This is a genomic window from Pseudacidovorax sp. 1753 (assembly GCF_040544975.1).
Taxonomy (GTDB): Bacteria; Pseudomonadota; Gammaproteobacteria; order Burkholderiales; family Burkholderiaceae_C; genus Xenophilus.
The window spans coordinates 146638-167709 of the sequence record NZ_JBEPKY010000011.1 but is presented as its reverse complement, the minus strand read 5'-3'; the positions used below and the strand labels follow the sequence as shown (position 1 = coordinate 167709).

Annotated in this window: 1 protein-coding gene (only partly in view); it reads left to right on the top strand. The window is 73.7% G+C overall.

What is annotated here, in order from left to right:
- Positions 1-21072, top strand: the 3' portion of a protein-coding gene (locus ABIC63_RS15685; protein WP_354320431.1) for an LEPR-XLL domain-containing protein. It extends 25956 nt beyond the left edge of the window; only the last 21072 of its 47028 coding nucleotides appear in the window; its start codon lies beyond the left edge, outside the window; the stop codon is at positions 21070-21072.

The following is a 21072-nucleotide window of genomic DNA, read 5'->3' as shown; positions in this document are numbered from 1 at the left end:
ATCGACTGGACGCGCGCCGGCGACGAGCAGAACCCCGGCCGCACGACCACCGCACCCAGCGGCGACTACAAGAGCTCGGACTACAAGAGCTTCTCGCAGCTCACCGATGCGCAGCGCTGGGCCGTGCTCAACACGCTCGGCTACATGCCGCTGTACGACTTCGGCTACGACAACGCCGTCACGCACCAGACGCTCAACGGCAACACCACCGAGTCGGCCTGGGCGCCGGACTGGAAGAACAACGCGCTGCAGGTCTTCTACGTCAACGTGGCCGGCTGGCGCGACAAGTACGTGCTGATGCCCGTGGGCGCGCAGGAAGACGTGCTGCGCGTGGTCAGCCAGGGCAGTGCGCTCTACCTCGACGGCGACACCAGCGCCGACGGCAGCAACGCCGGCGGCCACTGGGTGACGGACACGGTGTCGCACAGCGGCGAGCTGGTGGGCAGCTACATCGACAGGAGCAAGGTCTTCTACACGCAGGTCAGCTCCAGCTTCACGGGAACGGCCAGCAACTTCGACTGGTCCAACCAGTCGCTGGACTTCGACCATGACATCGGCCGCTGGAAGGTCAGCTACATGGACGGCACCGGCACCCGCCAGTACCTGGACATGGCCGACGACCACGACGCGACGATCAGCTACGCGCCCAAGTGGTCCTGGTTCGACAGCGAGGGCGCCAAGGTGCGCGCCAACAATGCCGCCTTCGGCATCAGCGCCATCCTGGCGAACGAGGACTACCGCGCCACACTGGCCTCGGGCACCGCCTCGCTGGTGCTGCAGTCCTCGGCCTTCGACAGCACGCGGCAGGTCGGCGTGGCGCCGGGCATCCAGTCGGGCTATGCCGGCCCCGTCTTCTACTGGTGGGCCAACTACGTGGGCTATGCGCTGGAGGTCAAGAACGACACCAGCAACCTCGTGGGCAACTACAACGGCTCGCGCGGCGGCGACGACTGGAACGACGACATCCAGGCCGTGCGGTTCAGCTCGGCCACCTATGCGGTGCAGGTCTTCCAGCACAAGAACTACGGCGGCTGGGAAGAGAAGCTCACGAGCAGCAAGCAGAACTTCGGCGGCCACAACGACGAGATCACGGCCATCAAGGTCTGGGGCTACCGCTACGAGAACTACTGGAACTACACCTACCAGTGGACGGCCAAGACCGAGAACGTCTACGACCAGCGGGTGCAGCTCAAGTACCAGCTGGCCACGGTGGCGCAGGACATCGATGACTACCGGCCGGTCTACCAGACCACCACCAAGGAGGTGATGGTCACCACGCCGAAGGACGTGACCGTCTGGAAGTCGGTGCCGATCATCCAGAAGGTCACGCAGCTCGTCCCCGAGGCGCACACCGAGACGGTGGGCAGCAGCTACGGCAACTTCGGCGATGCCGCCGCGCTGGGCGCGAAGAACATCGTCATCGACGCCGGTGCCTCGGTGCGCCTGTCGGGCGTGGTCAGCGCCAGCGAGCGGCTGGACGTGAGCGCCCGCACGCTGGTGCAGGTGCAGGGCGTGGCCGATGCGCTGGGCCAGGCCGTGCAGACCACGCTGCAGGCCCACAGCCTGAGCCTGGCCGCCGGCACCAGCCTGGAGGTGGCGGACAACGCCACCCTGCTGGGCACCGGCAGCGGCGCCACCGTGACGCTGCTGGCCGCGCAGGACCTGACGCTGGGCGGCGCCACCCATGCCGGCGCCGCCGCCGGCGACAGCCTGGCGAGCGTGACGGTGGATGCGGGCCGCGACCTCTTCCTCAGCGGCGCCGTGACCGCCGGCAGCATCGACCTGGAGGCCGGCTCGGCCGCCGCCGCAACGGCGCGCGACGGCGGCATCGAGGCCGACGCACAGACGGTGCTCAAGGCCACGGAGGGCGGACTGTCGCTCACCGCGGGCCGCTTCGGCGGCGACATCGTGCTCGACCATGCGACGCTGGAGGCCAGCGCCACGCAGGGCGTGCTGCACCTGCAGGCGCAGGCCGGCTTCATCGAACAGCGCCGCGACCTCGTGCAGCTGCCGAACACCACGGGCGACGAGAACAAGGTCTGGGTGGCCGTGGGCACCATCGCCGCCCGCCGCCTGGAGGCCTCGGCCGAGACCGGCCTGACCCTGGGAACCCGCGTGTCCGAGGCGCAACTGGCGCTCACCGGCGTGGGCAACATCGACCTCGTCAACGCCGGCCCGCTGACGCTGGACGCCCAGACCGCCGACGGCGGCATCACCGTGAGCAACACCGGCCTGCTCAAGGCCATCCGCGTGCTCACGCTCGGCACGAGCGACCGCAACGACATCAGCCTCTCCACCCTCAGTGCCGCCGGCCTGACGGGCGACCTGGTGCTGGGCGACGTGCGCAACGACGCACGCGGCGACGTCACGCTCAGCGCCCAGGGTCAGGTCTGGCACGACGACGACACCCGCGTGGTGGCCGACGAGCTGGTGCTGACGAGCACCGGCGCGGTGGACATCGCCACCAACGTCAACAGCCTGCGCCTGGCGGTGCAGGACACCGCCAGCGCCACTGTGGCGCAGGGCGAGCGCCGCCTGACGGTGCAGGACGTGCAGATCGCCGATGGCAGCTTCACCCTCACCGGCGAAGGCGTGGTCGAACTGGTCGAGGTGGTGCTGCGCACCAACAAGGCCGGCAACGACGTCAAGGTGGATGCGCTGCAGGACCTGCTGGTGCGCCATGTCTCGGCGGGCGTCCATGCCGCCACCGCGGCCGACCTGCCGGTGGTGGACGGCCAGGCCCAGCAGAGCCTGAGCTCGGCCGGCCTGGTGACGCTGATCTCGCGCCAGGGCGCCGTGGCCGAGTCCTTCGCCGACGCGGCGGTGGACGTGGTGGCGCAGCGCCTGACGGTGCGCGCCGCCACCGGCATCGCCGGGCTGGAGATCGCCGTCAACGAACTCGATGCGACCACCACGGGTGGCGACATCGCGCTGCACGACTTCGACGGCGTGGGCGAGAAGTACGCCGGCCTCACCGTGGTCCAGGCCCTGAGCAGCGTGACCGCCGGCACCGGCAACACGCGCGTGGCCATCGAGAGCGAAGGCAGCCTGCTGGTGGACGTGGACGGCCGCATGGCGGGCGACACCGTGTCGCTCACCAGCCACCAGGGCAGCGTCGTCGTCAAGACGCCCAAGGCCGGCGATTCGCTGGCCTACAGCCGCGGCGTGGTCTTCGACGCGGCGCAGACGGTGGAGCTCTACCGCTTCTTCGAGGCGCCCGAGTGGATGGAATACCGCGCGGGCAAGTACTTCGTGTTCGGCACCGAGGCCTCGGGCGGCGAGCCGGTCACCAAGCTGCTGCCCACCACGCTCAGCGCCGACACGCTGATCCTGCAGACGGGCGAGAGCCTGAACCTCAAGGACGTGACGCTCAGCGTCAACCGCCACCTGGAACTGGTGGCGGGCCAGAACGTCAACCTGAGCGGCACCATCGCCGTCAAGGCGCAGCACTACGACGGCAGCGCCGCGCTCGATGCCATCGAGCAGGTGATCGTGCGCGCCGATGGCGCCACGGCCGTGCAGCAGTCGGTGGACGTCAACGCCAGCGGCAGCACCTCGGTCAACGCGCCGGCGCAGGAGACGGGCTTCATCAACCTGCAGGTGGACCAGCTGCCCGCGCTGCGCTTCGACCTGCGCGCGCGGCAGGACATCTTCGTCCACGTGCAGCACGACCTGACGCTCAGCGGCTTCGTCGGTGGGCTGCAGGGCTTCGACCCGGCCCGCAACGTGACGCTGATCGTGGACGGCACGCTGGCCGTGCAGAGCGGCATCGTGGCCGCGGCCACCCCCGGCGGCGTGCTCAGCCTCACGGCGCAGGCCGTCACGAGCGACGGCGCCTCGGTGTTCATCTCCGACCGCCTGGAAGTGCAGACCGCGGGCGACGCCCAGCTCAACACGCTGGTGGACACGCTCAAGGTGCGCTCGACCGTGCACGGCGCCATCCGCATCAACGAGGCCACCGGCCTGGTGGTGGAGCTGGCCAGCGCGCGCGACGGCCTGATCGACATCGCCGCCGGCGGCGACCTGTACCTGCGCGAGGTGCGCAACTTCGCCGGCGGCAGCGACATCGACCTGCGCGCGGCCGGCGTCATGTACGTCGACCTGGTGGAGGCCGCGACCGACCTGGGCGCCGAGAAGACCTCCGGCCGCATCACCGCCGACGCGCTGCACGGCGTGAAGGAGTGGAAGGCCCTGTCGGTCGCCACGCTGCAGCCCGACGGCACCACCACGGTGGTGACCGATGCCTACGACGAGCGCACCGCCGACCTCTACGGCTACGAGGTGACGGTGCGCGGCGCGGCGCAGATCACGCAGCTCACCGACCCCGGCAAGCAGGGCAATGGCGACGACGTCGAGGTGCGCACCATCGCGGCCGGCGGCTTCGGCTACGACCCGCAGAGCACCGTCACCGAGCATTCGCTGCTGGAGGCCGGCGGCGCCATCGTCAACCTGCAGGGCCAGACGCTCACGCCGGCCGGCGTGTCGGTGGCGCAGGTCAGCACGCTGGCCTTCGGCGTGCAGCCGGCGCAGGGGCAGATCTATGCCGTCACCGTCAACGGCCATGCCTACAGCGTGACTGCGGCCCAGGGCGACACCGCCGCCCAGGTGCTCGGCGCGCTCAAGACGCGCATCGAGCAGGGCGAGGCCATCGCCGTCACGGTGGATACGGACAACCTGCGGCTGGTGCTCAGCGCCGAGCAGGGCAACACGCCCTTCACCCTGGCCGGCGTGTCGCTGACGCTGCCCACGCTCGATGCCGTCACCGGCGGCGTGGCCAAGGACGGCAGCAGCCTCGACACCGGCGCCGGCGACGTGGCGCCGGGCTTCGACCAGGCGCAGCACACCAACGTGCTGTTCGACAGCGGCACCGCGCCGCAGTCCGGCAAGCTCTACGGCCTCACCCTGGACGGGCACGACTACCTCGTGCGCCTGGGCACCAATGCCTTCATCGACGTCACCGGCCTGGGCAACGGCAGCGGCAGCCTGGACGTGCTGGCGCTGCAGGCCGACAGCCGCCTGGGCACGGCCAGCGGCACCGCCTCGGGCAACGACGTCACGGTCGACCTGACGGGCCTGTCCGGCATCGTCGCGGGCGCGCACTACACGCTCACGGTGGCCGACGGCAAGCGCTTCGACGTGATCGCCGCCGACGGCGACACCCGCGCCAGCATCGCCGGCAAGCTGGCGGCGCTGGCCGATGCCGACGCCACCATCGCGGCCCAGGCCTCGGGCACCGTCATCACCTTCAGCGCGGGCGCCACGCTCGCGGCCACCCAGGTCGGCGGCAGCTCGATGCAGAGCGTGCAGGCCGGCCAGGCGGGCCTGCTGCAGGACGGCACCACCGAGGGCGGCCGCCACTTCGACCTGAGCAGCCTGCAGGTGCAGCAGGGCTGGCGCTACGTGTTCACCGTGGGCGGCCAGAGCTTCAGCTACACCGCGGCCAGCGGCGACGGCCTGGCGGCCGTGGTGCAGGGGCTGGCGGCGGCGGTCGACGCCCATGCCAGCTACGGCGCCACCGCCACGGTGGCGAGCGTGACCGACTGGGCTTCGCTGCGCACGGCGCTGGCGGCTCAGATCGAGCGCGGCGAGGCCATCGACGCCACGGCCTACGACGGCCGCGTGCTCGACCTGCGCAGCCTGACGGTCGCGGCCGGCACGGCCTACACCATCACGCTCGACGGCACGGCCTACAGCTACACCGCGCAGGACGGCGACAGCGCCCAGGCCGTCACGGCCCAGCTGCTGACGCTGATCCAGGACGGCGGCTACAAGGTCAGCAGCGACTTCGCCGATCCGCAATCGGGCGCCGGCGGCCTGCTGACGGTGCTCAGCACCTCGACCATCGCCTCCGCCTCCACCAGCTTCGGCGCCAGCGTGGCGCAGCGCAGCGTGGTCGGCCTCGCGGCCGAGGTGGTCAACGACGCCTTCGGCACCGCGGCCCTGGGCCAGGCGGGCGCGGTTGCCGCCACCTTCGACACCGACATGGACGCGGGCACGCAGGTGCAGCAGAAGAGCCATGTGGTCTTCGCCGATCCGGCGACGGCCGGCTACACGCTGGCCACGGGCAGCGTCTTCACGGTGCAGATCAACGGCCACGCTTACAGCGCCACCGTGGGCAGCGGCGGCGTGACCGCCAGCTGGGCCTCGGTGCTGGGCGCCCTGGCCACCGCCATCGAGGCGGGCGAGGTGGACGGCGGCCATGCGCTGCTGGACGTGGGCTTCGATGCCGCCACGCGCCAGCTGGTGCTGACGGCCAACGATGCCAACCAGGCCTTCACCGTCGATGACGTGACGGTGCAGCGCCTGTCGCAGACGGCGGTGGCCGGCGGCGTGATCGACGCGGGCAGCGTGCTGGCCGCAGCCGGCCAGGACGCCACGCAGGCCAGCCGCCTCAGCTTCAGCGGCACGCCGCAGGCGGGCGTGGACTACACCGTGCAGGTGGGCGCGCGCAGCTACACCGTGCATGTGGGCGACACCGTGGGCGGCCAGGCCGTCACGGCCGACTGGGCCTCGGTGCTGGGCGCGCTGGAGCAGCGCATCGAGCAGGACGGCGTGGTCTCTGCCAGCGTGCAGGGCAGCACTCTCACGCTCACGGCGCTGCAGGCCAATGCGGCCTTCGAGCTCAAGGGCAGCGTGCGCGATGCCGCCGCCACCCAGGCGCTCACCAAGAGCGGCGACTATGTGCTGATCGTCCCCGACCGCAGTGCCGGAGATGCCAGCCTGCTGGTCAGCGGCAGCCTGACGGTGGTCAACCTGCCCACCTACGACGGCGACAACCTCACGCTCGGCGCGGGCCGCGACCTGGTGGTCGTCTCCGACATCGACGTGGGCAGCGGCGGCACGGTCACGCTCAGCGCCGGCGCCTCGCTCACGCTGGGCGGCACGCTCAGCGCGGGCGCGCTCACGGTGTCGGCCGGCCACGACCTGACGCTCACCACCGAGGTCGGCACGCTGCAGGTCACCATGACCGGCGACGGCAACCTCACGGTGATCCAGACCGGTGCGCTGGAGATCACCGGCATCCAGATGGCCGGCGGCAACATCACCATCGTGGCCGACGGCGACGTGCGCATCGGTGCCATCACCGGCACCGCGGGCGACGTGAGCATCACCTCGCGCACCGGCGCCATCGCCATCGACAGCATGGCCTCGGCCGGCGCGGTGACGCTGACGGCGGCCGGCGCGGTGTCGGCGGGCCGGCTGGTCAACGGCGCGGTGGTCGGCACCATCGAGGCCGACACGCTGACGGTGACCGCCGGCTCGGCCATCGACATCTACGAGAAGGACGGCATGACCGTCACCCAGGCGCTGAGCACCAGCCATGCCGCGGTGCATCTGCAGTCCGGCGGCGCCATGACCGTCGACGGCGCCATCGCCACCACCGGCAGCGCCGGCATCTCGCTGGTCACCACGGCCGGCGTGCTGACGCTGAACCAGGCGCTGTCCAGCGCCTCGGGCGACGTGACGGTACGCGGCCAGGGCGGCCTGGCCATGAGCGGCCAGGGCGACATCACCAGCGTGTCGGGCGCGGTGACGCTGGACGCCGGCACCGGCAGCCTGTCGATGGAAGGCGACACCACCGTCAATGCCGGCAGCGGCGCCATCTCGCTCGATGCGGGCGGCGCCATCCTGCTGGGCAAGCTGCGCACCACCCACGACGGCGAGCTGCGCATCGTGGCCGGCGGCGTGCTGGATGTGGCCGAGGGCAGCACCGACGTCATCGCGGCCGACGCGCTGCTGTACATCCGCTCCAGCGGCGGCATCGGCGAGGACGGCAATGCGCTGGAGGTGCAGGTGCGGGCGCTGGACTTCGTCAACACCGGCCACGGCGACGTGTTCATCGAGGAGGTGGACGGCCTGCAGCTGGTGGGCGTGGACCAGCAGGCCGCGGGCCGCGTCTCGATCCTGGCGCGCCATGGCGACATCGACGTGCTGGCGGACGGCACCGGCGTGCACAGCGCCGGCGGCGACCTGGCGCTGTATGCGGGCGGCAGCCTGCACATCGGCCAGGCGGTCGACACCACGGGCGGCAGCATCGCCCTCACGGCCGAGGGCGGCGACATCTCGCTGGGCGCCACCGTCAAGGCCGGCGGCAGCGGCAACATCGGGGTGCGTGCGATCACCGGGTCGGTGGTCAACGACAGCGCCGCGCTGGGCTGGCTGCGCGACGGCAGCGGCTTCGACGCCGACATCGACTGGATGCTCTCGCGCAACAAGTTCACCATGGACCAGGCCACCGGCCTGATCACCGTGGCGAACCTGGAGGACTACAACGCCGCCTCGCACGCGGCCAACGGCACGGTGCTGCGCAGCGCCGGCGGCCCCATGCTGTCGGCCGCCGGCGGCGGCATCACCATCACGGCCAAGGGCTCGGTGGGCCAGCGCTACGAGGACTTCACCTTCAGCCCGCAGGCCATCGTGGTGGACGCGCAGTCGCTTACCGTCTCCAGCACCAGCCGGCAGGACGTGGTGGTGTTCGCCACCGGCTCCATCGTCGTGCACTCGGACGCCGCGGCGGCCGGCTCGCGCGGCGGCCAGACCGACGTGGCGGCGCTGCAGGGCGAGCAGAAGTTCGTGAGCGACGTGGACGCGGGCGGGCAGGACATCACCATCCGCTCCGACCAGGTGAGCATCGCCGCCGACGTGCGCAGCGCCGGGGCCACGCTCACCTTCAAGCCCTCGGACCCGACCGGCACCGTGGTGCTGGGCGATGCCGGCAGCACCGGCGGCGGCATGCAGCTGAACAACGACTCGCTGTCGCACCTGCAGGACGGCTTCGGCCAGATCGTCATCGGCGGCACCGACACCGCGCTCAAGGTCTACCTGGGCGGCGAGGGCGTGTCCGGCGGCACGATCCAGGTCAAGGACGACCTGGTCATCCTCAACCCCAACCTGGGCGGCGAGGTCTACATCAACCAGGAGCTGGTGCTGACGCACGACGCCTCGCTGACCATCAGCGGCTCGGGTAACACCACCACGGTCTCGGCCAACGCGTCCTCGGACTCGGACATCACCATCAACGACTCGGTGCGCATCAACGGCGGCACCGCCAGCGCGCCGATCACCCTGCGCGCCGGCACCGACGGCACGGGCAGCCTGCAGCTGGGCAGCCTGCCCTCGCACATGCTCAACGGCAACCAGGACGCCACGCCCGACTACCTGCGCCTGGAGGCGGCCGACAACATCGTCATCAGCGGCACCGTGGGCGGCGACGATGCGCTCGAAGGCCTGACCATCGGCGGCGTGACGGTGGGCAGCGAGGTCAACCTGCCCAACAACGTCACCTTCTACGGCCCGGTCACCGTCAACGGCGACCTGCAGATCACCGCCAGCGGCGTGGTCACCTTCTACAGCGACGTGGTGCTCACCTCGGGCAAGCTGGTGATCCAGGGCGCGAGCCAGGTGATCTTCAAGGGCGGCGTGGTGGTGCAGGGCGGTGGCGACATCGTGCTGCAGGGCGACGAGATCGACTTCCAGGGCGGCGACGAGTCCATCGTGGGCACCGGCACGCTCTGGCTGCGGCCCACCACCACCAGCCTCAACATCGAGGTGGGTTCGCCGATCAACAGCGTGACCAACGCCACGCTCAACATCAACGACCAGGAGGTGCGCAAGCTGGCCGACGGCTTCAGCACCATCGTGATCGGCGGCTACGACAGCAGCACCGGCCAGGCCACTGGCACCGGCACCGTGCGCATCGCGGCGCTGACCACGGCGGGCCAGCCGCTGCTGCGCGACAACCTGGAGGTCTACGGCCAGAACATCACGGTGGAGGATGCCAACCTCGCCAACCAGACGCTGCTGGTGGAAGGCACGGTCAAGCTCGACGCGATCGGCAACATCCGCATCGGCAACACCATGGAGGCGCGCACCGCCGCCGGCGTGCAGGACATCGTCCTGTACTCGGCCACGGGCTCGGTGCAGCAGTTCGACGCCGCCACCGACGGCGCCACGGGCGAGGCGCTGATCGGCGGCCACCTGACGGTGACCGCGGCCTCGGGCATCAACCTGGGCGCCACCCAGCTCGACAGCGTCAGCGCCACGCACACGGGCACCCTGGGCGACATCACCATCCGCGAGACCGCGGCCGGCGGCGACCTCACGGTGCTGGGCGTGGCCCAGACGCAGGCGGGCGCCAGCGGCAACATCGGCGTGGCCACCACGGCCGGCCAGCTCACGGTGGCGGCTTTGGGCACCGGCGTGCTGCAGGCCGGCAGCGGCAGCGTGTCGCTGACAGCCGACGGCGGCAGCCTGGTGGTGCACCAGGCCATCGCCAGCACCACCGGCGCCGTGTCGCTCACGGCCAGCGGCGGCATCGTGCTGCTGGACGACACCACGCACGACGGGCGCATCGCCACCACCGGCGGCAGCGTGACGCTGCGCGCCAATGGCGGCAGCGCCTCGCTGGGCGGCGACATCGCCGCCGCCGGCGGCCTGGTGGACGTGCGCGCCAGTGCCGGCATCGCCATGGCCGACGGCACGACCATCGGCTCGCTCAACGCCGGCAACACCGGCGCCGTGACGCTGACCGCCGACAGCGGCGACCTCTCGCTCAGCCGCATCCTGGCGGGCGGGCTGGTGACGCTCACGGCCACCGGCGGCGCGATCCGCGACAACCTGAGCGGCGACGGGCCCAACATCGACGGCGACACCGCCGCGCTGCGCATGAGCGCCGCGGCCGGCATCGGCGCCGCCTCGGCCGCGCTGCAGACCCGCGTGGCCCAGCTGAGCGCCACCAACGGCGCCACGGGCGGCGTGTACGTGCAGGAGGCCACGGCCTTGCGCCTGGTGGCCTCGGGCATGACCGCCATCGACAACGCCGGCAGCGGTGCCATCGTGATCCAGACCACCGACGGACGGCTGGTGGTGGAAGGCACGGTGCGCCAGACTGGCAGCGGCCACATCCGCCTGCGCAGCGGCGAGGCGGCCGAAGGCACCGATGCCACGCTGGAGCTGCGTGCCGACGTGAGCGCCGCCGGTGGCGGCAGCCTCTCGCTGCTGTCGGCCGACGGCATCGTCGGCAGCAGCGCCTTCAAGGCGCAGGCCCTGGGCAGCGGCGCCACCGTGGAGCTGGCGGCCGACGCCGGCATCGCGCTGGACGCCGCGGCCCGCGTGCTGAGCGCGGGCGGCAACATCCGCATCGATGCCGCCGGCGGCGACGCGGTGATCGGCACCGTGGGCACCGGCAGCAGCAGCGCGGGCCTGATCGCCATCGGCGCCTCGGGCTCGATCCTGGACGCGGATGCCGACGGCGCCTCGCCGCAGTTGGTCAACCTGACGGCGGGCGCGGTGCGCCTGGTGGCGGGCGGCAGCATCGGCACGGCGGCCAACCGCATCGAGACCTCGGTGAGCACCCTGGCCGCCAGCGCGGGCGGCGGCGGGCTCTTCGTGGGCGAGGAGAACGGCCTGACGATCGGCAGCGTGGCGGCCGTGGCGGTCAACCGCATCGGCGCCGACGGCAGCAGCGTCTCGTCCGCCAGCGGCAGTACCCTGGTGGGCCTGCTCAGCGGCGACGGCGGCGCCATCGTGGTGACCAACGGCCTGTCCCGAGCCGGCGACCTGATCGTGGACGCGGCCGTGACGGCCGGCGGCAGCGGCAACGTGCTGCTCGCCAATGCCTGGACCGGCGCCACGCCGGGCAGCCTGCAGATCCGCGCGGCCGTGGGCTCCGGCAGCGGCGACCTGACGCTGAGCGCGGGCGGCGCCATCGCCCAGGCCGCGGGCATTGCCCTGACCACGGGCGGCGGCCACATCGCCGTGCTGGCCGGCACCAGCTTCACCATGGGGGCGGGTGCCGTGGCCCAGACCGACGGCGGCAACATCCAGGTGATGGCCACCACCGGCTCGGCCACGCTGGGCCTGCTGGACGCGCGCAGCGCTGCCGACCGCACGGCCGGCAGTCTGAGCGGCCAGTCCGGCTGGGGCTCGGTGAGCGTGCAGGCGGGCGCCTCCATCCTCGACGACGAGGGCGAGACCGTGCCGTCGGTGGACGTGTATGCGCGCAACCTGCGCCTGCTGGCGGGCAGTGCCGCAGGCAACGGCATCGGCAGCGGCAGCAACGCGCTGGAGATCGAGGCGGCCGTGATGGGCGCCGCGGCCACCGGCACGGGCGGCGTGTTCGTGGCGGACGCCAGCGACCTCACGGTGGACAACATGAGCGTCATCGTGGTGAACCGGGTGGCCGTGGACGGCGTCAGCACCGGCACCTCCGCCGGCCGCATCTCCGATGTGGTCAGCGGCGGCAGCGTGGTGCTCACGGCCGCGGGCAGCCTGACCGTGGACGAGGGCACGGCCAACGACCGCGGCATCGACGCCGCGGGCACCCTGCGGCTGGAGGCCGGCACCGACCTCGCGCTCAATGCCCGCATCGGTGCGGGCGGCGCGGCCAGCCTGATCGCCGGGCGCGACCTGCTGCAGGCGGCCACGGTGGCCAGCAGCGGCACTGGCGCCAGCGTGGAGCAGGTCGCCGGACGCGACCTGCTGCAGACGGCCGGCAGCGGCCAGACCCGCACGGCGGGCGGCAACGTGGTCTTCACCGCGGCGCGCGACGTGGGGCTGGAGTTGGTCGACGCCGGCAGCGGCAGCGTGGCCATCGCGGCCACGGCCGGCAGCATCCTGGACGTGGATGGCGGCAGCGACCTGGACGTGAGCGCCACGGCGCTGCGCCTGACGGCCGGCACGGCCATTGGCAGCGGTGGCAATTCGCTCGACACCTCGGTGGGCACGCTCAGTGCCGCGGCGGGTGCGGGCGGGCTGTTCGTCAGCGAGGCCGACGGCCTGGTGGTGGGCAGCGTGACGGTCGACGCGAGCCGCGTTGCCGCCACCGGGCTGGCCGGCACCGTGGCCGGCACCGCGCAGGAGGACCTCTCGGCCACCGGCGCGGGCGCCATCGTGCTGCAGGTGCAGGCGGGCAGCCTGACCGTGGGCGCCGGCACGGCCGGCACCGCGGGCGTGGGCGCGGCCAGCGGCGCCGTGCGGCTGCAGGCCGCGGGCGACGTGACCCTCGCGGCGGGCGTGGGCTCGGACAGCGGCAGCGTGAGCGTGCTTTCGACCGGCGGCAGCCTCGCCGTGTCGGCGGGCGTGGTGCTTTCCACCGGCGGCAGCGGCACGCTGGACCTGCAGGCGCAGGGCAGCGTCGCCACCGCCGACGGCAGCGTGCTGCGCACCGGCGGCGGCAACATCCGCGTGGAAGCGACCACCGGCGACCTGACGGTCGGCCTGGTCGATGCGCGCACCGCGGCCGACCGTGCAGCCGGCAGCCTGGCCGGCCAGTCCGGCTGGGGCGCCGTGAGCCTGGTGGCCGGCGGCGCGATCCTGGACAACGCCAGCGAGGCCACGGCGGGCGCCGTCGACGTGCAGGCCTCCCAGCTGCGCCTGTCGGCGGGCGGCGCCATCGGCAGCGGCGCCAATGCGCTGGAGACGGAAGCGGCGGTGCTGAGCGCCTCGGCCGGCGCCGGCCTCTTCGTCGCCGAATCCACGGCCCTGACCGTGGGCGCGGTCGGCGAGATCGCGGTGGTGCGCGTCGGGCTCGACGGTGGCAGCACCGCGTCGCGCGCCGATGTCGCGCAGGCGGCCTTCACGGCGGGCGGCGCGCTGGTGCTGGGCACCGCGGCGGGCACGCTCACCGTGCGGACGGCCGGCACTGCCGGCGGCAACCTGCGGCTGCAGGCCGGCGGCACCGGGGCCGACCTGGTGATCGACGCGGCCCTCACGGCCACGGCCGGCCACATCACGCTGGCCGCCGCGCAGGACCTGCGGCAGAACGCCGCTGTCGCCACGCTGGGCGGCGGCGCCACGGTCGGCGCCACCGCCGGCCGCGACCTGGTGCAGGCGCAGGGCAGCGGCACCATCGCGACGGTGGACGGCAACGTGCTGCTGAGTGCGCTGGGCGGCGACCTGACGCTGGAGTCGGTGGACGCCGGCAGCGGCCGCGTGGCGCTGAGCGCGTCGGGCCGCATCGTCGACGGCGACGCGGCCGGCGACACCGACGTGGACGTGCGCGCCAGCGCCCTGCGCCTCGACGCGGGCACGGCCATCGGCAGCGGCGCCAACGCGCTGGAGACCACCGTCGCCACGCTGAGCGCGAGCGCCGGTGCGGGCGGCCTGTTCATCGCCGAAAGCGATGGCCTGGCGGTGGATGCCGTCACGGTGGACGTGCAGCGTGTGCAGGCCGACGGCAGTGCCGTGGCCACCCAGAGCGCGGCGCAGGAGGACCTGGCCGCCACTGGCGTTGGCGCCATCGTGCTCACCAGCGCCACCGGCGACCTGGTGCTGCGCGCCGGCACGGCTGGCAGCGGCGGCGTGAGCGCCGGCAGCGGCCCGGTGCTGCTGCAGGCCCTGGCCGGCGCCATCACCCTCGACGGGGCGGTGGTGTCGCAGGGCGGCGCGATCAGCGTGCGGGCCGGCACCGCGGTCACGGCCAATGCCGACATCCGCAGCAGCGGCGCCGGCAGCCTGGACGTGCAGGCCGGCAGCGGCGCGCTGACGCAGGCGGTGGGCAGCAGCTTCGCCACCGGCAGCGGCGACATCCGCCTGCAGGCGGGTGGTGCGGCCACCCTGGCGCGCGTCGGCACCACCGGCAATGTGTCGGTGACGGCGGGCGGCGCGATCCTCGACGCCGACGCCGCGGGCGACAGCACGGTCAACATCCAGGCCGCGGGCCTGCGGCTGGATGCGGGCGGCAGCATCGGCACCGGCGCCAACGCGCTGGAGACCACGGTGGCCACGCTCTCGGCGCGCGCCGGGGCCACGGGCATGTTCCTGCTCGAATCCGACGGCCTGGCCGTCGGCGCGGTGGCGGCGAGCGTGCAGCGCGTGGCGGCGGACGGCAGCCTCTCGGCCCTGGCCGATGCCGCGCAGTCCGACATCGTCACCACCGGCAACACCGGCGTGGTGCTGCGCAGCACCACCGGCGACCTCGTGCTCGGCGACGGCGGCAACGCCGACGGCGTGGCCGTGGCGGCCGGCAACGGCAGCGGCGCGGGCGGCCATGTGCGCATCGAGGCGCTGGCGGGCCGGGTGATCGCCGACGCGGCCATCACCACCAGCGGCAGCACCGGCGGCTTCGTCACGGTGCTGGGCCAGACGGGCGTGCGCTTCAACGGCGCGGTGGGCATCGCCACCGGCCTGGTGGGCGGCGTGGACGTGGAATCGGCCCTGGGCAGCATCGTCCAGGCGGCCGGCAACACCATCACGGCCGGCGGCACGGTGCGCCTGCTCGCGGCGCAGGACGTGGTGGTGGGCGTGATCGCGCTCACCTCGGCCACCGGCGGCGTCTCGGTCACCGCCACCGCGGGCAGCATCCTCGATGCCGACGCGGACGGCGACAGCAGCGTCAACATCACCACCGGCAATGTCTCGGGCGGCCTGCGCCTGGCGGCCGGCACCGGCATCGGCGCCGCGGGCAACCACCTGGAGACGGCCACCGTCAACCTCAGTGCCCAGGCGGCCGGCGGCGGCCTGTTCCTGAGCGAGGCCGACGGCGTGACCGTGACCACCGTCTCGGTGGCGGTGCAGAAGGTGAATGCGGCCGGCACGCTGGACGCCGCCACCGTGGACGCGGCCCAGTCGGACCTGCGCACCACCGGCGGCAACGGCAGCATCGTGCTGCGCACCGGCGGCAGCGGCACGCTGACGCTGACCGACGGCCAGCCCGGCTCGCTGGACGGTGCGGCCGTCTCGGCGAACGGCAGCGGCAATGTGCTGCTGCAGAGCGGCGGGGCGATCAGCGCCGCGGCCAATGCCGACGTGCTGAGCGCCAGCGGTGCGATCAGCCTGCGTGCGGGCGGCGCCATCGGCTTCGACGCCGGGGCGGACATCCGCACGGGCGGCGCCGGCACGGTGGACGTGGACGCGGCGGGTGCCCTGGCGATGAACGCCGGCAGCCTGCTGACCAGCGGCACGGGCACGGTGCGCGTGAACGCGGGCACCACGGCCACCATCGGCCGCATCACGACCGGCGGCACCGTCTCCCTCGTGGCCGGCACGGCCATCGTGGATGCGGACGCGGCGGGCGACAGCACGGTCAACATCGAGGCGGCCAGCCTGCGCCTGCAGGCGGGTACCACCATCGGCAGCGCGGCCAACGCGCTGGAGACCAAGGTGAGCACGCTCAGCGCGAGCGCCGGCAACGGCGGCCTGTTCGTGCTGGAGGCCGACGGCCTGACGGTGGGCGACGTGTCGGCCAGCATCAACCGCGTGGGCGCCGACGGCACCACGACGGTGGTGGCCGATGCGGCGCAGTCGGACCTGCGCACGCTGGGCGGCAACGGCGCGGTGGTGCTGCAGAGCACGACCGGCGACCTGGTGCTGGGCGACGGCACGGCCAACGGCGCGGGCGCGAGCGTGTCGGCCCACGGCAGCGGCAACGTGCTGGTGCAGGCACTGGCCGGCAACGTGACGGTGCAGGCCGACGTGCTGAGCACGAGTGGCGCGATCAGCCTGCGTGCGGGCGGCGCCATCGGCTTCGACGCCGGGGCGGACCTCCGCACGGGCGGCGCCGGCACGGTGGACGTGGACGCGGCGGGCGCCCTGGCGATGAACGCCGGCAGCCTGCTGACCAGCGGCACGGGCACGGTGCGCGTGAACGCGGGCACCACGGCCACCATCGGCCGCATCACGACCGGCGGCACCGTCTCCCTCGTGGCCGGCACGGCCATCGTGGATGCGGACGCGGCGGGCGACAGCACGGTCAACATCGAGGCAGGAAGCCTGCGCCTGCAGGCGGGCACGGCCATCGGCAGCGCCACCAACGCGCTGGAGACCAAGGTCACCACGCTGAGTGCGAGCGCCGGCAACGGCGGCCTGTTCGTGCTGGAGGCCGACGGCCTGACGGTGGGCGACGTGTCGGCCAGCATCAACCGCGTGGGCGCCGACGGCACCACGACGGTGGTGGCCGATGCGGCGCAGTCGGACCTGCGCACGCTGGGCGGCAACGGCGCGGTGGTGCTGCAGAGCACGACGGGCGACCTGGTGCTGGGCGACGGCACGGCCAACGGCGCGGGCGCGAGCGTGTCGGCCCACGGCAGCGGCAACGTGCTGGTGCAGGCGCTGGCGGGCAACGTGACGGTGCAGGCCGACGTGCTGAGCGGCAGCGGTGCGATCAGCGTGCGCGCGGGTGGCGCCATCGGCTTCGACGCCGGGGCGGATATCCGCACGGGCGGCGCCGGCACGGTGGACGTGGATGCGGCAGGTGCCCTGGCGATGAACGCCGGCAGCCTGCTGACCAGCGGCACGGGCACGGTGCGCGTGAACGCGGGCACCACGGCCACCATCGGCCGCATCACGACCGGCGGCACGGTCTCCATCGTGGCCGGCACGGCCATCGTGGATGCGGACGCGGCGGGCGACAGCACGGTCAACATCGAGGCGGCCAGCCTGCGTCTGCAGGCGGGCACGGCCATCGGCAGCGCCACCAACGCGCTGGAGACGAAGGTCACCACGCTGAGCGCGAGCGCCGGCAATGGCGGCGTCTACCTGCTGGAGGCCGACGGCCTGACCGTGGGCGACGTGGCGGCCAGCATCAACCGCGTGGGCGCCGATGGCACCACGACGGTGGTGGCCGATGCGGCGCAGTCGGACCTGCGCACGCTGGGCGGCAACGGCGCGGTGGTGCTGCAGAGCACGACGGGCGACCTGGTGCTGGGCGACGGCACGGCCAACGGCGCGGGCGCGAGCGTGTCGGCCCATGGCAGCGGCAACGTGCTGGTGCAGGCGCTGACGGGCAACGTGACGGTGCAGGCCGACGTGCTGAGCACGAGCGGCGCGATCAGCCTGCGTGCGGGTGGCGCCATCGGCTTCGACGCCGGGGCGGATATCCGCACGGGCGGCGCCGGCACGGTGGACGTGGACGCGGGCGGCAACCTGACGCAGTCGGCCGACAGCGTGCTGAGCGCGCAGGCCAACATCCGCGTGGCGGCCGGGCAGCAGCTGACGCTGGGCCGCATCGTGACCGACGCCGACGTGGCGGCGATCGCCGGCGGCAGCCTGGTCGACGGCGGCAACGGGGCGCAGGCCACGGTGCAGGCCCGGGCCCTGCTGCTGTCGGCCGGCCAGGCCATCGGCAGCGCGGCGCGCGCCATCGACACGCAGGTGCAGCGCCTGGCCGCCACGGCCGGCGACGGTGGCCTGTTCGTGCAGGAGCGCGACGGCCTGGCGGCCGGCCCGGTCGGCGTCACCGTCTCGCGCGTGGCGGCCGGCGGCACGGCCACCGCCCTGGGGGCGGCCACGGCCGATGGCTTGCAGGCCACCGGCAGCGGCGCCGTCGTGCTGGGCAACGGCAGCGGCGACCTGACGCTGGAGGCCGGCAGCGCCGGCGCCCGCAGCGCCCAGGGCGTGATGCGCCTGCAGGCGGCGGGCGAACTGGCGCTGCTGTCGGACGTGCGCAGCGACGGCGGCGCCGTCAGCCTGCTGGCCGCCGGCGACCTGCGCACAGGCGCGGGCGTCACCGTGGTCACCGGCGGCAGCGGCACGCTGGACCTGCGTGCCAGCGCCGGCGGCATCGCCATGGGCGCCGGCAGCCTGCTGCAGGGTGCCGCGGACATCCGCGTGCAGGCGCAGGGCGACCTGCGCATCGCCCGCATCCAGACGGCCGGCCAGGTGGCCCTGCTGTCCGACCAGGGCGCGGTGCTGGACAACGGCGATGCGGGCGTGCACGTGCAGGCCGCGGGCCTGGCGCTGCAGGCCCAGTCCGTGGGCCGGGCCGACGACGTCTTCGCCATCGAGGTCGGCACGCTCAGCGCCCGCGCGGGTGCCGGCGGCCTGCATCTGGACGAGGCCGACGGCCTGACCGTGGGCGAGGTCGGCGTCTCGGTGCGGCGCGTGGACGCGGCCGGCGCCACCACGGTGCTGGGCCTGGCCCAGTCCGACCTGCGCACCAGCGCGGGCGGCGACGTGGTGCTGACGGCGCATGGCGATGTGCGGCTCACCGACGGCCAGTCGTCCGCGGGCGATGGCGCCATCGCCGCCGTGGGTGGCGGCGCGGTGCGCATCCTGACCAGCGGCGGTGGCATCGCCGGCGCGGCGGGCGGCGACATCGTGGCCGCCACCGGCGCGATCACGCTGCAGGCCTCGGGCGACATCGACGCGGCCGCGCTGACGGCCAGTGCAGGCATCCTGCTGCAGTCCGATGCGGGCGAGCTGCGCGTGACGCGCAGCGTCGCAGGCGGCGGCGGCAACGTGACGCTGGCGGCCGACCGCATGGAGCTGTCGGCGGCCATCGCCAGCGCGGGCGGCGTGCTGGCCATCCACGGCGCGAGCGCGGGCCATGCCATCGCCATCGGCGACGCCGGCCTGCACGCGGCCCAGCCCGACGCGCTCTACCTGGGCGTGGACGACCTGTCCTTCCTGGTGCCGGGCTTCTCGCGCATCGTGATCGGCAGCGACGCCGCCGGCCAGCAGGTGCAGATCTCTGGCCGCGACGAGGCGGTGCACCTGGCCGACGCGCTGGTGCTGCAGACCACGGGCAACGGTGGCCAGACGCTGCTGCAGGGCGCCATCTCGGCCGCCTCGCTGGCGGTGCAGGGCTCGGGCGCGGGCACGACGGCGAAGGACGCCAGCATCCTGGTGCAGGGCGGCATCGACGTCGACGACCTGCTGGTCGTGGCCGGCGAGGTGCACCTGGAGTCGGGCGTGGGCGGTGCCGGCGACATCGTGCTGCACCGGGCGGTGGACGGCCAGGGCGGCGCGGCCGATTCGCTGATCCTGGCGGCCTCGGGCGGCTCGGTGAGCGTGACCGGCCCGGTCGGCCAGAGCACGCCGCTGGATGTGCTGCGCGTGAGCGATGCGGCCGACGTGGTGTTCGAGCGCTCGGTGCACGTGTCGGGCGAACTCGTGGTTGAGGCCACGGGCAGCGTGGCCTTCAAGGAGGCCGTGACGCTCGATGGCGGCACGCTGCGCATCGTGGGCGCCGCCTCGGTGGCGCTGGCCGACGTGGACGTGGGCACCGGCGGCGACCTGCTGATCGCCGCCGACAGCCTGCGCTTCGACGGCATCGTGCACGGCGCCGGCGATGCCACCGCGACGCTGACCACCGCCACGGCGGGCGGCGGCATCCGCGTGGACAGCGCCGGCAGCGCGGCCGGCGCTGGTGGCGGGCTGCTCATCAGCGGCGAGACGCTGGAGGCGCTGCAGGGCTTCGCCCGCGTGGACCTCGGCCAGTCGGCGGCTGCGGGCGAGGTGCCGGCCTCGGGCGATGCGCTGCTGGCGCTGGAGACCCTGTCGTTGCTGACCACCGGCGAGCTCAGCGTGCACGGCCGCGACGTCAGCCTGCGCGGGGCCGGCGCGCTGGACATCACCGGCGTGTTCCAGGTCGATGCCACCGGCGCCATCCGCATGGAGGCGGCGACGGCCCTGGTGCTGCACGGAGCGGGCGCGGCCTTCGCGGCCGGCGGCGACGTGGTGCTGGGCCGGGTCGATGCCGGCACCGGCGTGGTGGCCGTCAGCAGCAGCCGCGGCACCGTGCGTGCGGCGTCCGCGGGCGGCGCCGTCAACGTGGTGGCGGGCGACTTCGTCATGCGCGGCCGCGGCTCGCTGATGCAGGGCGGCCAGCCCACGCTGCCCGCGCTGGTGGTGCAGGCCAGCCGCATCGACGTGGACGCGCCCGACGGCCTGGTGGTGCGCGACAGCGACGGCAGTGTCTCGGCCTTCAACCTGCTGGCTGGCGGCCAGAGCTACCGCCAGCTGCTGGCGGTGGGCCAGCCCGTGCGCACGACCTCGCCAATGGACCCGGCCGAGGCGGGCCCGCTGGGTGCCTTCGCGTTGCAGCTGGACACGCCGCTGCGACAGGCCTTCTCGGCCAGCAGCCTGGCGGCCGTCTCGCTGTCGCCGACGCTGTCGCTGGCCCCGGCCGACGCGGACAGCGCGACGCAGGCCTACCTGGACGGGCTGGCCGGCGGCAGCGTCGCCGTGGCTGTGGCCCAACTGGACGCGGGCGACGCAACTGGCGCGCTGGGCACCGCGCTGGCGCAGTCGCATGTGCTGGGCACCGCGGCGGCGCAGCCCGATGCCGCAGGCACCGCGACGGTGCAGGCGCAATCCTTCGACTTCTGGGAGGACGAAGTGCTGGCGCTGTGA